Source organism: Paenibacillus doosanensis (genome assembly GCF_025060755.1).
Lineage (GTDB): Bacteria > Bacillota > Bacilli > Paenibacillales > NBRC-103111 > Paenibacillus_S > Paenibacillus_S doosanensis.
Window position 1 is genome coordinate 43,869 of sequence record NZ_JANYUY010000006.1, and the last position, 14,449, is coordinate 58,317.

Annotated in this window: 10 protein-coding genes; 6 read left to right on the plus strand and 4 right to left on the minus strand. The window is 55.5% G+C overall.

Features of this window, described 5'->3' with window-relative positions; all coding sequences use genetic code 11:
- Positions 1-113 precede the first annotated feature (113 nt).
- From N0M98_RS07075 to N0M98_RS07090, 4 genes are all read right to left on the minus strand, one after another.
- Complete coding sequence (locus N0M98_RS07075; protein WP_259617399.1) at positions 114-875, minus strand: tyrosine-protein phosphatase; 762 nt, start codon at positions 873-875, stop codon at positions 114-116.
- A gap of 491 nt (positions 876-1,366) precedes the next feature.
- The gene (locus N0M98_RS07080) at positions 1,367-2,686 is read right to left on the minus strand and encodes an FtsW/RodA/SpoVE family cell cycle protein (protein WP_259617400.1); all 1,320 of its coding nucleotides are present in this window, start codon (positions 2,684-2,686) and stop codon (positions 1,367-1,369) included.
- Complete coding sequence (locus tag N0M98_RS07085) at positions 2,683-3,015, minus strand: PadR family transcriptional regulator (protein WP_259617401.1); 333 nt, start codon at positions 3,013-3,015, stop codon at positions 2,683-2,685. The genes N0M98_RS07080 and N0M98_RS07085 overlap by 4 nt, the downstream gene beginning before the upstream one ends.
- A 268-nt stretch (positions 3,016-3,283) precedes the next feature.
- Positions 3,284-5,788, minus strand: coding sequence for a U32 family peptidase (locus tag N0M98_RS07090; RefSeq protein ID WP_259617402.1), 2,505 nt, complete (start codon positions 5,786-5,788; stop codon positions 3,284-3,286).
- Between the two features lie 441 nt (positions 5,789-6,229).
- Between N0M98_RS07090 and N0M98_RS07095 the strand changes: the two genes are divergently transcribed.
- The 6 genes from N0M98_RS07095 to N0M98_RS07120 all read left to right on the plus strand — a co-directional run bounded on the left by N0M98_RS07095 (position 6,230) and on the right by N0M98_RS07120 (position 14,397).
- Positions 6,230-6,955 carry a type II toxin-antitoxin system RelE/ParE family toxin gene (locus N0M98_RS07095; protein WP_259617403.1) on the plus strand — a complete coding sequence of 242 codons (726 nt, stop codon included), beginning with the start codon at positions 6,230-6,232 and terminating at the stop codon, positions 6,953-6,955.
- A gap of 109 nt (positions 6,956-7,064) precedes the next feature.
- Positions 7,065-10,334 carry an FG-GAP repeat domain-containing protein gene (locus N0M98_RS07100; RefSeq protein ID WP_259617404.1) on the plus strand — a complete coding sequence of 1,090 codons (3,270 nt, stop codon included), beginning with the start codon at positions 7,065-7,067 and terminating at the stop codon, positions 10,332-10,334.
- Between the two features lie 259 nt (positions 10,335-10,593).
- Positions 10,594-10,845, plus strand: coding sequence for an acyl carrier protein (locus tag N0M98_RS07105; protein ID WP_259617405.1), 252 nt, complete (start codon positions 10,594-10,596; stop codon positions 10,843-10,845).
- Positions 10,846-10,851: 6 nt separating this feature from the next.
- Positions 10,852-12,048 carry a hypothetical protein gene (locus N0M98_RS07110; protein ID WP_249860129.1) on the plus strand — a complete coding sequence of 399 codons (1,197 nt, stop codon included), beginning with the start codon at positions 10,852-10,854 and terminating at the stop codon, positions 12,046-12,048.
- A gap of 42 nt (positions 12,049-12,090) precedes the next feature.
- Positions 12,091-13,059, plus strand: coding sequence for an SGNH/GDSL hydrolase family protein (locus N0M98_RS07115; protein WP_249866347.1), 969 nt, complete (start codon positions 12,091-12,093; stop codon positions 13,057-13,059).
- Positions 13,060-13,245: 186 nt separating this feature from the next.
- Positions 13,246-14,397: an MBOAT family O-acyltransferase gene (locus N0M98_RS07120; RefSeq protein WP_249860130.1), complete on the plus strand. Its 1,152-nt coding sequence runs from the start codon at positions 13,246-13,248 to the stop codon at positions 14,395-14,397.
- The last annotated feature ends 52 nt before the right edge of the window (positions 14,398-14,449 follow it).

Consider the following 14,449-nt stretch of genomic DNA (forward strand, 5'->3'; position numbering starts at 1 on the left):
GGCCGTATTCGCTGAGAACTTCAAACACAAATAGTAAAATAACCCAACTTATAGTACCATGGTCGTATTCGTGCTGTCAACGAAATTCTAGCAAATTATGACACCCTACCAAACTACCAAAACTTCCACCAAGCCTTCTCTCGCCAGCCCGGTTCCGGCACTTGCACCGCCTCGCCCCGAACCAGCTTCTCCGCATTGTCCATATAGCCCTGTACAAGACGATCCCCCAATTGTCTCGCCAGCAGCGCGTAGGCTTCGCGCAATCCGAATGCCCTGTACTTCATATTATGGGCGTCGGAAGCAATGAAATGCGCCAGATGATGCTTGCACATCTCTAACGATAGCTTCTGTATTTTCTTGCCGAACAGCCCGTTAATCGAGTGGCTCGTAATCTGGGAGAGCGCGCCTTGGCGGATCAGCCGCTCCAGCTTGGAAGGGCTCTCGGCCAGCTCGACGTTTCTCTCCGGATGGGCAATGACCGGAATCAACCCCATGACGCGCAGCTCGTGAAACAACGAATCCGTTTCTCTAGGTATCTCCCGGGTCGGAAATTCGATTAATATGTATGGTGTGGAATGCAGCGTACCCGCTATGTCGTTATGAAGATCCTCCAATAAACGGTCGTAAACGCGAATTTCCTGCCCGGATAACACCGTCAGCGGAATCCCCTGCGTCTCAAGCGCCTCATTCACTTCACGAACGGCTTGTACAACCTGATTCCAGGGATTATCATATTTGCCGTTGGCATGATGCGGAGTAGCAATCAGCGTATGTATCCCCTCCTCGACAGCAGCCCTCGCCATGGCGATAGACTCCTCCATATCCTTCGCCCCGTCATCTATGCCCGGAATCAAGTGTGAGTGAATGTCGATCATGAGTTCCTTACTTCCCTCCGGTCAAGTCATTTACGTATCGTTTTGCTTTGTGCACTGTTGCAAGAAAAGAATAAAATGTATACAAAAACGGTTCTCCAGCGTGAACGGATGGTTGATCTAGCTGCCGGACCCAAGATGTTTAACCGCTTCATCGCCCGAGAGGCGGGCTGCTTGTTATTTTATTCCTCTTTATTTATTATCGGCTGGCACAAGAAGAAATTGTATATGCAAATCTTAACATTTTCCAAACATTTTGCTTAATACACCCTCAAAATACCGGGAGCTTTCGAATGCCGGTTCAGCCAAAAAAATAGCACAACCCTTAAATTCGCTCAGGTTGTGCCTTTTCACTCTACTTGCGACGTCATCATCCGGACGGCAAATGCGGCTCTTTCTCCGATGTCTCCGGCGGCATAGCAGGCTGTGTGAGTTTTCTGACAGAAAACCCGCCGCTTTGCAAGCAACCCGCAGGTCGCTGCTTCGCCTCATAGCTACTGAGGGATTCGAATCATATCCTTGCGCCGGTAAACGCTGAGCAGAATTCCCATCGCCGCCAGCTCTACAATCAGATGAGTCCCCCCGTAGCTGACAAACGGCAGAGTCACTCCTCCCAGAATCGGAAGAAGGCCGACCGACATGCCGATGCCCCATATATACTGAACGATAAACAAACCGGACACCCCGCTGATCAGCAGCTTCCCGTACCCGTCCCTCACCACGGACAACATACGCAGGAGATGAATGGCGAACCAGATGGCGCATGTAACGACTACGCCTCCCCCCAGCCATCCCATGCTGTAGATCAGATAGGTAAACAGCGTATCCGAATAAATATAAGGAAGCTTCGTATTGACGGCGGCGAAGCCGTGACCCCACCACCCGGCAGAACGGACCGCCGAATCGATTTGAACGTACATGTACCCCGCATTCAGGGGATCTTCATATCGGTCGAAAAAGGCGCCCAGGCGCCCTCTGCCATGGAGCGAAGACAGGCTGTACAGAGCTCCCATCGTCGCGAGGACGAGCGCCTGTGAAGCGACAGCCAGCCGGCTTTGGCGCGCCGTGTACAGAAGCAGCAAATAAGCCGCGGCGTAAATCAATAAGGACGACACGGAGGGGGCCATTACGTACACTACTGCAGGAATAAACACGAACAGCAAATGCTGCAGCGCCAGCGACCTCAAGTCCGTTCCCCAATGACGGAGCAATCCGGCGGCGGCCACGATAAACAGAAACGGGCTCACGCTCATCCAATCGACGGTCATAGGGCCGACGACAATCCAGCTCTTCGTTCCGTTGACTTGAAGCCCCCATGCCATCGTCGCAAGCGCAACCAGCAGCGTCCCCGCATACATCGCCCAGGAATAATGCTGCAGCTTCCGGTAATCAAAGAACAGGAACGCCGTCATAGCCAGCAAACCGGCCGCAATAAACATAGCTTTTTTCACCAAAAAATGCCCTGAAGGAGCAGTATTGCCCTCGTTGCCCGTATATGCCAGCTCCACCGCATACATAGCCACCAGCGAAATGATGAGCAGGACGGCTACCCAGCCGACGAGTCCCCAAGGAATACGCGGTTTATGTACTTTATTAAGCTCGCGGCCGACCGCCTCGGGATCGCCCATCTGACGAATCGCCCATTGCGCCGCCGCCTTCTCATCCAAGCCCTCTTCCTGCTTGGCGCTCATCAGTTCTTCCAAGTGGCCCGCCATCTCCTGCCGGATTTCCTTATGCAGCTCTCTAGCTTTGACGCGGTCGCACACGGCGGATAAATACTCGTCGATAAGAGGATGTTTATCGAATCGGTTCATCCTTGTCCCTCCTCCAGCACCCGGTCTACCGCGTTGCGGAACAAACGCCATTCCTGCTTCTTCTCCTGAAGCTGCCGCTTCCCGCTATCCGTCAGACGGTAATATTTGCGTTTGCGGCCGTCGGCCTGCCGCCAGTACGACTCGACCCACCGTTCCGCCTCCATCCCGTGGAGTATCGGATACAGCGTACCTTCCTTGAGTACGAACGTTCCGTCGGAGCTTCGCTCCAGCTCTTTGATCAATTCGTAGCCGTAACGGTCCGTTTGTTCCAGCAGCGTCAAAATTAACGTGCCCGTGCTGCCTTTCAGCAGCTCTTTGTTGACACTCATGCCAGAGATGACACCTCCATATTCAATCTCAAAATCATTTACCTCGTTGTTCTATGCATCGTATATCTATGTATATAGTAGCAGAAGATCGCGCCAATTTCAAAAGAATGTTCGCCTCCCTGAAACGGCACTTCCGGAAGGCTGGGTCGCAGGAAATAGCCGATCATGGCCAAACAACGAAAAAAAGCAGCCGGCTTCGCATCAAACCGATGCGGCGGCTGCTTGACAGACTGGATGATTATTCGGCGTGAGCCGACGAAACAATCGGTTATTTAACTAACTGCCCGCGGGTAACGCCCAGTTGGTTGGTCGCTTTGAGCTTTTTCCAAACCTGCGTTCCGCTAATAGTGCCCTGCAGAGCGCGTTGATACAAATCGATAACTTCCAGCACTTTATCCGGCGTTTCCTCCAGAAACTCCACCCGGAAGGAGGCTACCCCGAGGTCGAGGAAGTTGCGCACATATTCGGCGCCGGATTGCTCGATGGCATTGTACACCGTATTGCGGCAGCCCTCGTCGACCCGCACCGGATGAGACATGCCGACGCGGTCCTGCAGCGACAAGCGATGCTCTTCGCACGGGCGTCCGCAGTTCGTATAGTCGGTCCCCTCGCTCATAAACGTGCAGTACACGCAGTGCTCCGTATGGAACATCGGCATATGCTGATGAATGACGACCTCCAGCTTGGAAGTATCGGCCACCTCCAACAGATCGACCATCTGCTGAATGTTCAGATCGTACGAAGGCGTCACTTTGCTTAAGCCTGCATCGAGGAACAGAGCGGCTGTCTTATGATTCGCTATATTTAAGGAAAAATCTCCGATCAGTTCCGGATGACGTTCCTCAGGATGCTCCATACGGTATTTCATGTAATAATAGACAGCCCCCGTATTGCGAACGAGCACCGCGTCGGGCTGCAGCTTCATAATATTGCGAAAGTAGCCGGTTTCCCCCGGCATATGAATGCGCGGCGTCGCCAGAGCGATCCGCTTGCCGGCCTCCCGGGCCGCCTCTACCGCCGCGGGGAACTGCTTGATAAATTCGAAGTCGGCATAGATCATGTCGACGTCCGTCCGCGCGGCCGCGCGCACCTGCTCCAGGTTGCGGCACAGCGCCGTAAGCCGCGGAGCCTGCGGCTTGCCGTTCTTCGGCGCCGCATCGTCCATGGCGGTTATGCGGCGTTTAATATACGAGCGCGGAGCTTGGCGCGCCTCCTCCAATTGCGCCGCAGCATTGCGGCGCATGCCGTTCAGTTCGCGCATCGGCACGATCAGCGCCCCGTCCAGCTGCACGTCAAGCTCTCCAAGCTCCAGCGTCGTCCCGCCCAGACGGCCGAACTGATCCTCGAACAGCGCGGCGTCCATCGGCCGCTTCTCCGCCTGCACGAGCGGCAGCTCGGACTCCACATAGACCGTATGGCCGGTTAGCCCGTCGGTCCACCAGCTCTTAAGCGGCTCGCCCAGCTTGCCTGTGACGCGGATCGATACCGGGAATGTGCGGTAAGGCTTCTCCGTCTCGAACGTCTGGCGCAGCCGCTTGTCCAGATGCGGGTCGTTCGTCTTCCAGATCCGGTCGCCGACATGAACTCTGCCCAGGTTCACGTCATTGCGCCCGGGCACGATCTCGATCAAGCCGCCGTACGCCTCGCCTTCCAGCTTCTCGCCTTTGCGGCGAATATCGTATACGCGGCCGCCTTCCTCCTTCTTCGTCGGGTCCCCGGCGTCGAAGCAGATGCCGTCCCCACGCTTCAGCGGCGCTTCGAGCTCGCAGAGCACGCCGTCGCGCAAAATTTGCTTCACGCGCCCTACATAGACGCCGCGGCTTTTCGGGTAAGTTCCCTCGACCAACTGCTTATTGTTCGTTCCTTTGAGAAAGCCGTAGGTGAAACCGCGAGAAAAGCTCTGCTCCAGCTCGCGCAGCTCCTCCTTCGTCGGCTTGGCCTGCCCGGTTTCGAAGTAGCGGTCAATCGCCTTGCGGTACTTGCTTACGACATTCGCTACATACTCCGGACTCTTAAGCCGGCCTTCGATCTTGAACGAAGTCACTCCCGCTTCGATCAGCTCGGGAACGAGCTCCAGCGCGGCCAAATCCTTCGGCGACAGCAGGTAGGCGATATCGCCCATCGGCTTCTGCACGCCGTCCACCATCAGGTCGTAAGGCAAACGACAGGCTTGAGCGCATTCTCCGCGGTTGGCCGAACGGCCTCCCCACATCTCCGAGGTCAGACATTGACCCGAATACGAGACGCACAGCGCGCCGTGCACGAACACTTCCATCGGCAGCTTCGCCTGGTCGCCGATCTGCTTGATTTGCTTCAGATTATTTTCCCGTCCGAGCACCACTCGTTCGATATCGAACGGCTTCGTGAACTCGACCGCTTCCGGAGAAGTGATCGTCATCTGGGTCGAGCCGTGGATCGGGAAATCCGGGGAAATGTCGCGAATCATCTTGACCAAGCCCAGGTCCTGCACGATGACCGCGTCCACCCCCGCGTCAATACAGGCTTCGATCAGCTTGCGTGCTTCGTCAAGCTCATCCTCGAACACCAATATATTGAAAGTAAGAAATCCTTTCACCCCGTACAGATGAAGAAAAGACATAATATCAGGCAGCTCGTCCGTATGAAAATTGTTCGCCCGGGCCCGCGCATTAAACTTCTCAACGCCGAAAAAGACGGCATTCGCCCCGTTGGCTACAGCCGCTCTGAGACAGTCCCAATCGCCGGCCGGGGCGAGCAGCTCTATACCCTCTTTGCTTAACTTCATAAAGTTCATTCCTCCGAATGCAATTCCGATTCTCTTAACATATCGCTTCAACTAATATAGTGTACCAGAAACAGCCCCGGTAAGGCCAATAAAACCAGCAAATGGCAGAGGGCCTGCGAAACGTCCGTTAAGCCCAGCTTATCCCACAGCCGCGCCGGTTAAACATGGGCTTTCAAAGGAAATTCGAAGCTTGAAGGAGCCAAGAGCGGCGTCCGCGAGAGGTGCGGCGATCGGCGGTCCCGCCCGCATTCTGTGCTCAACTCAAACCCCAATTCTGGTACGATGGTTCCATTTTCCCAACCGAAGTTCCAAATATCAACGAGGGCAATTCCGAAAAGCGAACTACACGCTGCTGTTAAAAACTTAATTGCCGAATCCGGAGAGGCTGCTCGCAATTTCAATGGCGTGGACGAAACGGAAGCATTTTGGGGCGATGTAACGGGGGATTAGATGCTTCCCATTACCTATCTTGGCCCCGCAGAACGCTATTTTAAAAAACTCGTTGAGAAACCGCCAAAGCGCGCCTATTTCGATGCGATCCTGGCCATTCGAAATGATCCCTCGATTGGGGAACAAAAGACAGGCGATCTCACTGGCATATTCAGCTATGATGTATCAGAAGAAAATGATGATGGTGAGCTTGTGGTCGTCATCATGGCTGGATCTAGGGAAAACTTCGCCTGCCCGGAGACAATGACGTACACGACCTCGATGGCAGCCCAGCCTTGGCCCATGGATAGCGCCGCCCATGGCATATGGGCTCCGGCTACCGCGAGCAGCCCCCATCTCACACCCTCTTCAAGCACCCCCGGTGAAGCGACTACCAGAGCTTGCGCCCGAGCCGGAGACAGCAGCTTCATCCCTATCGCCGCTACCGGCCCCCCGCAGGATCAGCGTGGCGGTCCAACCGGCGGCTCCGAGTCCGTACGCCTTCCAATCGATGCCTGGACCAGCCGCATAGGAGAAATACAGCCCCAACAGGACAGGGACTGCCATATACAAAGGAAGCGCCTTGAAGAAGCGGATCTTTATACGCCGCACCTCTTCCGGAGTAATTTCGTTATCCGAAGGACTGGTCATCCGCGAAACACCCCGATCTCTCAATTGCCGTTTTCCATAATCATACTCATTTTCCTGCCGCCGTATCAACATATTCCTGTGTGTTCCGGTCCTTGATTTGCCAAGTTCCACCCCATGTCAGCTTGTCCGACAAAAGTTAACAAAGCCCGCCATCCATGCTATAATTGCAAAGTAGTCCAATCAAGCTTATAATCGAGGGATTTTATTGAAATTGACTAAAGGCCGGATCGCCGGTGCCGTTATCGGCATTCTCGTGATCTTTGCAACGTGGCTGGCCGTCTCCGATAAGGAGCTGTCCGTCCGCATGCTGTACGCCTGCAGCGGCGACAGCTTCGATACGGCTGCATACGGCCAGTTGGAACAATCGCTAGTCGCTAATCTGCAATTGGAACGGCACAATCTGGACAAGCTGACGCTGCGTCAGCTGAAAGGCTACGAAGCCGTCTATCTTGACCCTTCTTTGCATGAGACGCTAACGGACAAGCAGCGCGAGCTCTTGCAAAGCTACGTCTCCCAGGGAGGGCATCTGTTCCTTGAAAATAACATGGTCGCGGATTTCCCGCTCGACTTCATCGGGGCGAAGCGGCTCGTCGATTTGACGCCGCCCGCCCAGCTTGCCGCAAGCTCAGGCAAGACCGCCGGTGCGGCCGGGGAAGCCTTCGCCTATCCCCAAGTCGAGCTGAACCTGCAGGGAATGCAGCAGCTGTTCCGCCAGTTCATGGACAACTACATCAACCATGACGGCGCGGCCGATCTGCAGCAATTTTCCTGGGGAAAAGGCATGATTCCTTCTACCGCCGAGCCGATGGTCACGCTCGGCGAACAAGCGATTTATGCCCTGAACCGTTACGGCAAAGGGACCGTGCTGTTCAGCAGCGCCCTGCTGCCGAACCGGTATTACATAACCGGCTATGACATGAGCAGCGGTATGGACCCGAGCCTCGGGTTCGATAAGCTTGCCGCGGCGGTGAACGGTGCCAAGAAGCCGGTCTCCGGAGCGCTTTATTTCGACCGCAACCAGCTTCCGCTGGAGCCCTATTATCACTTCACGTTCGCCGCGGCCGGCGCGCTGATGCGCAGCGAGTACGCCGCCTTCGTCTCGAAGGAGACGCTCGGCTACAGCGTGAAGAAGGTGATGGGACCGTACGGGCGGCCCGCAATGTCGCATCAGAATCATTTCGAAGCGATTGAAGCGATCCGCGACGGCGAGGGCATCCAATGGGCCGAGCTGCTGAAGAAGTACAATCAGGTGCCTTCCTTCACGCTCGTCCGCTCGTCGTTCCACTGGGGACGATGGCAGGAATCGCTCGTTGTTCACTTGAATGAAGGAACGAATGATAAGCCGGCTTTTCACGGAGAGACGCCGAATTCGTTTTATTCGAGCGGCACCCGCGTCATGGCGGACGGCGACCCGATCCGGCTCGCGCTGTACCCGGACTATCGTTCGCTCGGAGACCCGGTCGACAAGCCGTTCCGGGCTTACCCGGCGCTTGCCGATCTGAACGGCGACGGGCGGCCCGACCTGATCGTCGGGTCGGCCGACGGCACCATCTCCGCTTACCTTAGCGGCGGGGCTCAGCCGGACGCTTACGGCGGGCAAGAGCTGCCCGCCGGCCTGACGGCGCCCGACGCCTTCGGTAAGCGCGAGCCGCTGCGGCTGGCTAACGGTCAGCCGCTCAAGACCGACGCGTACGCGAGCGTGGCCGCGTACGATCTGAACGCCGACGGCCGGCCGGACCTGGTCCTCGGCCTGGCCGACGGCACGCTCGCCGTCGCCTACGGCCAAGCCGGCGGCGTCTTCGCAAGCCCCGTCCCGCTCGTCGCGGACGGGAAGCCTATCCGAGCCGCGGCGCCCGTGGCTCCGGCTCTGGGGGACGTCACCGCCGACGGCGTGCCCGACCTCGTGGTCGGGGATGCGGATGGCGGTGTGACGCTCTACCGCGGCCAGCGCGCAGCGGGCCGCGGCGGCGCCGCAGGCGCCGGCTCGGGCTCCGGCACAGCCGGGGAGCCCGTCGCCTTCGAAGCCGGGCGCTTGCTGTTCAAGCTGCCCGCGAAATTCGCCGCGCCGTCGATCCGCGACATGAACGGCGACGGACGGGCCGACCTGGTGGTCGGCAACGTCGAGGGCGACCTGCGCATTTACTTGCAGCAGGCGGACGGAACGTGGCAGCCTTCCGGCGTGCTGGAAGGCGCCACCGTGAACCAGCTCGGCAATCACGCCCTCGTCGGAGGACATAACTCCGTACCGCTCTGGTACGATTTGAATCACGACGGCAAAGACGACCTGCTCGTCGGCCAGCTGGAATTCGGGATGGCGATCCCGGTCGACGATCCGAAATTCCCGTATGCCGAGCAGCTGCAGGCGTTTATCCAATATAACAAGGATCATTACCTGGATTTGTTCCCGCATATGTTTGTCCATAACTTCACAAGCGACGAGCAGGAGAAGGAAGAAATCGCGCTCCAGCAGAAGTCCTTCAAGACGTTAGGCATTCCGTGGAACATGCCGGGGACGAACCAGCATACATGGCGCATCAACAATCCGGACCGTACGCAGACGCTGAACAATGAACGCAATGCGGAAGTCTGGTATAACTTCGGCTTCCGCCCGTCGAACATTCCGAACGAACCGCGTCTCGGCGTTCAGTATAACTGGAGCTTTCCGTTCCTGATGACGGACGCCGGCTCCAGCGAGCCGTCCAATCCGCCGCTATTGCTCAGTACGCCTGCGCCGGTGCTGCGGCTCGGCGAGTATTCAACGGAAGACTTGTTCCAATCGTACATTAACCTGGATTTACCGATCGATTATTTCGAGCATATCGAATATCATTTCCCTACGCGGGTCGGCGAGCTGCTCGAATTCGTTCAATATCTCGATAAGATTCGCAATCAATACGGCTACAACTTTATGACCGAGCCGCAGATGGCCCGCTCCGTCCTGAATACGTTGACTACCCGCGTTACGGTGTCCCGGCCGTGGATCGAAGTCGTATTCGATCATCTGAAACGGCTGATCGGCATCCATTCCGACCCGTCCATCCGGATTCAGCCCGATACTACCGGCGTTCCGGCGCAAGCGGCGGAATACAAAGGGACGCTCGGCGTTTCGATCGAACGGGGACAAGCCTACGCGGAGCGCCCGATGACCACCGACTCCGACGTCTCCGATCTGCGCGGGGATAAGCTGTATCTCGGCGTTCCGGGCAAAACTAAGGTTCGCTTCGGCGAGGGGACAGGCGAGGCTTCGCTGCACATGCTGCGCGCCAATACGCCTTATCGTCTGGATAAACAGAACGACGGATGGACGCTGGAGCTGCAAGCCGGCGGCATGCAGCAGGTTCAATTGCGGAGCTCTCAGCCGCTTGCGATCGAAGGCGATCAGCTGCAAGTCGATCATCAGGACGGCACCGAGGTGTACACGGTAACCCATTTCGGAGCCGCTGTCACCGTCACGGTCCGCAGCCCTAAAGATTGATCCGCGCTATGCTTTTCATGCGACGCTTTCGCGAACGGAACTGCCCGGCAGCGATGTCCGTGAAACTTAAGCCCATTCTGCGAAACCGGAAGATTCCCGCGAATGCCTTGTTCCTTCAGGCTCGCGGGAATCTGTCGCGTTACACGCCCTGCCGCCCTTCGCTTAAGGGCCGGCTTGCGGCGAGTAGGCGAACGGCGAGCTAGTGTAAGGCAAGCCTGCAAGCTTTTTAATATACTGCATATCCAAGGAGGAACTTCCCATGCAAGACTTGCTTCAAGAACTGGAAGAGCATATCCGCAGCCGCTACGAGATCGAAGCGGACGACGACGATTTTACGGTAGACGTCCATTTGTTCGACTACGGCTACATCGATTCGATCGGCGCTACGGCGCTCATCGCCCACCTGGAGAAAACGTACGGCATTCAAGTAACGAATCAGGATCTGATGCTGTATTCGCTGAATACGGTGCGCGAAATCGCCGATTTCATTCAAACCAAGACTGCGAGGTAATCAATTATGGAATGCGTCGTATCCCTGGAAGGATTGGCTTCCAGCCAGCACGGACAATTAAAGTACGCCGCCGCGTTTATCGACGAGCAGATCAGCGACATCCGGCTTGACGACAAGCATATTTATATCACCCATGAGTCGGTCAAAGGAAACGCAGCGATAGAAGCGCATGTGCGCCGTCTGATCGAGCGATTTTCCCAAGGAGACTTCGGCTTCAAAGAAAACATCTTGTTCGAGCACAAAGTGGAAACGCCTTATGAAGGCGACATTATCGCCGAGCTCGTCGAGCGCAAAATCATTAAAGTGCTGGAGCCTGGCTTGTTTATTTTCCGCGAACCTTTCTCCAGCCTGATGCGGTTTCTCGATTACTCCTTCATGACGAAGGTGGCGGGCCGCTTTTCCGGCATTCAGGAGGAGTCGTATCCGGCCGTCATTCACTGCGATACGCTGAACAAGACGAACCATTTCACTTCTTTTCCCGAGCATATTCATTTTCTGACGCACTTGCGCGAAGATCTCGACATTATCGAGTCGTTCTCCCAATCGATCCGCGATGCCGGCGGCTGGAAGCAGGATAGCCCGCTTGACCTTAACGCGAGCATGCCGAAGCCCAAGTTCGCCATGAACCCTTCGACCTGCTACCACTGCTATGAAGGACTTCAGAACGAAACGCTGGAAGGCGACGGGATGATCGTGACGGCGATTTCCAAATGCCATCGCTTCGAGTCGCGCAACCATACCGATTTCGGCCGTTTGCTCGATTTCAGCATGCGCGAAATTATTTTCGTCGGCAAGCCGGAATTCGTTAAGGAGAACCGTCTTCGTTCTATCGAGTACTTGAAGGAGCTTGCGGTGGAATGGAATGTAGACTGTATGATGGAGATCGCCAACGATCCGTTCTTCACGAACGATTTCCAAACCAAAGCGTCGTTCCAGCGCAATCAAGAAATGAAATACGAGCTTCGTCTGTCGATTCCGCATGTGAAGAAATCGATCGCCTGCAGCTCGGTCAATTTCCACAGCAATACGTTCGGCACCGCCTTTAACATTAAAATGGGCAAGCGCAACGCCGTTACCGGCTGTGTCGGCTTTGGCATCGAACGCTGGGCTTTCGCTTTCCTCGCTCAATACGGACTGAACGAGGCCGACTGGCCCGAGGCTTTCCGCGAGCAGTATCATGCTTGGCAGCAAAAATCGCTGTAACCGGCCTTTAACACTAAAAAAAGATGTGGATTCCCTATGAAACTGATCGCATTTCTGCGTAAAAACAGCTTCGTGCTGCTGCTCATCGCCGTCTTCGTCCTGTCGGATGTACTCCTCAGTCTATGGGACCCGATGGTGACGTCGCGGCGCTTTTATAAGAACGACTTTACCAAAACGCTCTATCACCACGATTGGGTGGATCACGGCCCCGTGTTTTTCGGCAATTCGGCGGTGACCGGAGCGTATATCGAAGACCAGTCCCAGTCCAAGCTCGTCGAGATGGGGCTGTCCTACGGCAAGCTGACCGATCTGAAGCCGATTTTGGAGCGGCAGCTGTACCATGTGGACCGCGAGCTGGTCATCGGGATCGACGTCCATACGATGATCGACAGTCTCGACACGGACCCGACCTACCAGTGGTTCAAGCCCTGGTACCAGCCTTATGTGTATACGTATCGCGATTATTTCCGGGATTCGGGAGCCGAGCTTGGCTGCCAGCTGTACCAAGGCTTCTTGATACAGGATGCTTTAAAACTGCAGGCCTGCACGCGCTTTCCCGAGACGGTCGAGCTCAGCAAGACGAATCCGCTGGCGTATCAGCCGCGCTGGATCGATAAAGAGCTGTATTTCGGCCAACAAACCGACGATCAGCTGAAGACGAAATGGGCGGAATACGATCAGCGCTTCGGCTGGATGACACTGAAGGATTTTCAGGGGAATCTGGACGCTCTGGATTGGGTGCTGGCCTACGCCAAAGAGCATAACCTTCAGGTGCGCGTGATCTGGATGCCGTGGAACAAGGCTTACGAGCTGCCGCGGTACATGCCTGCGCTGCAGCAGGCCGTTAACGACCGTCTGGCCAAGTACAACGTCCCTGTGCTCGATTTACTGCAAGGCTTCGACAAGAAGTATTTCCACGATCTCGTTCACTTAAGCCGTCAGGAAGGCGCACCGGTGTTTACGAAGGAGGTTGACGCATGGCTCCTTTCGCTCGCAAAATCATCGAAGTGATCGTCTATGCGGCGATGCTGATCATGGTCCTGATCTATTTTACCGGCAAAGGCATCTTTATTTACGAAGGATTTTAACGCTGCAAGCTTCCTGCGGGAAGCTTTAAAAGCGTGGTGAAAAAGCGAGCGGAAACCTCTATCGACCGCAGACCGCGAATAAATCACCACACTTCTAAGGAGTAAACCTATGTTTTATATGAACATGAACGCGGTTATGGCCATGATCGGCATGATCATTATTTTGGCTCTCACCCGTTGGTGGCCGCATAACAAGCGCTATTTGCTGCTGGCGTTCAACCTCTGTTTCTTGCTCTTGTTCAGCAAGAAGCTTTTTCTCTTTTATATCGTGTATACGGTGATCAACTATATTTGTTTCCTGTGGCTGTGCTACACGAAGAAGTGGCGCAAAGGCGGCTTCATCGCCCTGATCGTGCTCAACGTCGCGGCGGTATCGGGTATCCGGCTGCTAGGTATGGAGGCTTCGGAGCATCCTTTGTTTGACGCCGTCATCGCGCTGACGTTGATTTATAATGTGCTCAAGGTCATCGACTCGCATTATTTCGCCTACTTCTTCGGCAAGGACGCCAAGGCCAAAATCACGGATTACATGAACTACATCCTGTTCGTGCCGACGTTCACCTCCGGTCCGATTCTGAAGTTCCGCGATTTTATGGCCGACACCAAAAAGCCCTACCGAGTGAACGCAGACCAGGTAGAGGAAGGCATCAAGCGGATTATTCTCGGTCTGTTCAAGAAGCTCGTCATCGTAACCTGGATGACCGACATCTTCCATCACGTGCAGGATCAGGAGCTGTATACGCAGCAATCGATCTTTTTGATGATTTGGTTCTATATCATGCTGTTCTTCGATTTCTCCGGTTATTCGGACATCGCCGTCGGCTTTGGCCGTCTGATGGGCTATACGATCCCGGAAAACTTCAAAAAACCGTTCCAATCGCCCACCCTTACGCAATTTTGGCGCAATTGGCATGCGACGCTCGGCGACTGGTTCCGCGATCATATCTTCATGTTCTTCTCGCGCCAAGCTCCGACACGCTGGATGGGCGCAGGGTTGTCGATTCTGATTATGGTCTTGATCGGCCTATGGCACGGCTTCGGCTGGATCTACTTTTTTTACGGCCTATATCACGGTATTGTCATTGCGATCGAAACGCTGCTGGGCAAATCGACGGTGAACAAGAAGAAAGTGTCCCGTGCCTACTTCCTCGGGCGCTGCGCGCTGACGCAAGCGATAGTAACCGTCTCCGTCGTCGTCTATAGCGGCAGTACCGATACGGTGCTGAAAATTTACCGCGGTCTGCTGAACTGGCCCTTCTAAAGTCAGCTTCGCCGCCTGTGTAAAAAAGAGTCCTCGTTCTCTTCGGGAACGA

Bases quoted from the DNA above. Each gene is read 5' to 3' on its own strand.
- N0M98_RS07110 (WP_249860129.1), top strand. From the start codon at position 10,852: ATGGAATGCGTCGTATCCCTGGAAGGATTGGCTTCCAGCCAGCACGGA.
- N0M98_RS07120 (WP_249860130.1), top strand. From the start codon at position 13,246: ATGTTTTATATGAACATGAACGCGGTTATGGCCATGATCGGCATGATC.
- N0M98_RS07105 (WP_259617405.1), top strand. From the start codon at position 10,594: ATGCAAGACTTGCTTCAAGAACTGGAAGAGCATATCCGCAGCCGCTAC.
- N0M98_RS07095 (WP_259617403.1), top strand. From the start codon at position 6,230: ATGCTTCCCATTACCTATCTTGGCCCCGCAGAACGCTATTTTAAAAAA.
- N0M98_RS07085 (WP_259617401.1), bottom strand. From the start codon at position 3,015: ATGAGTGTCAACAAAGAGCTGCTGAAAGGCAGCACGGGCACGTTAATT.
- N0M98_RS07080 (WP_259617400.1), bottom strand. From the start codon at position 2,686: ATGAACCGATTCGATAAACATCCTCTTATCGACGAGTATTTATCCGCC.
- N0M98_RS07090 (WP_259617402.1), bottom strand. From the start codon at position 5,788: ATGAACTTTATGAAGTTAAGCAAAGAGGGTATAGAGCTGCTCGCCCCG.
- N0M98_RS07075 (WP_259617399.1), bottom strand. From the start codon at position 875: ATGATCGACATTCACTCACACTTGATTCCGGGCATAGATGACGGGGCG.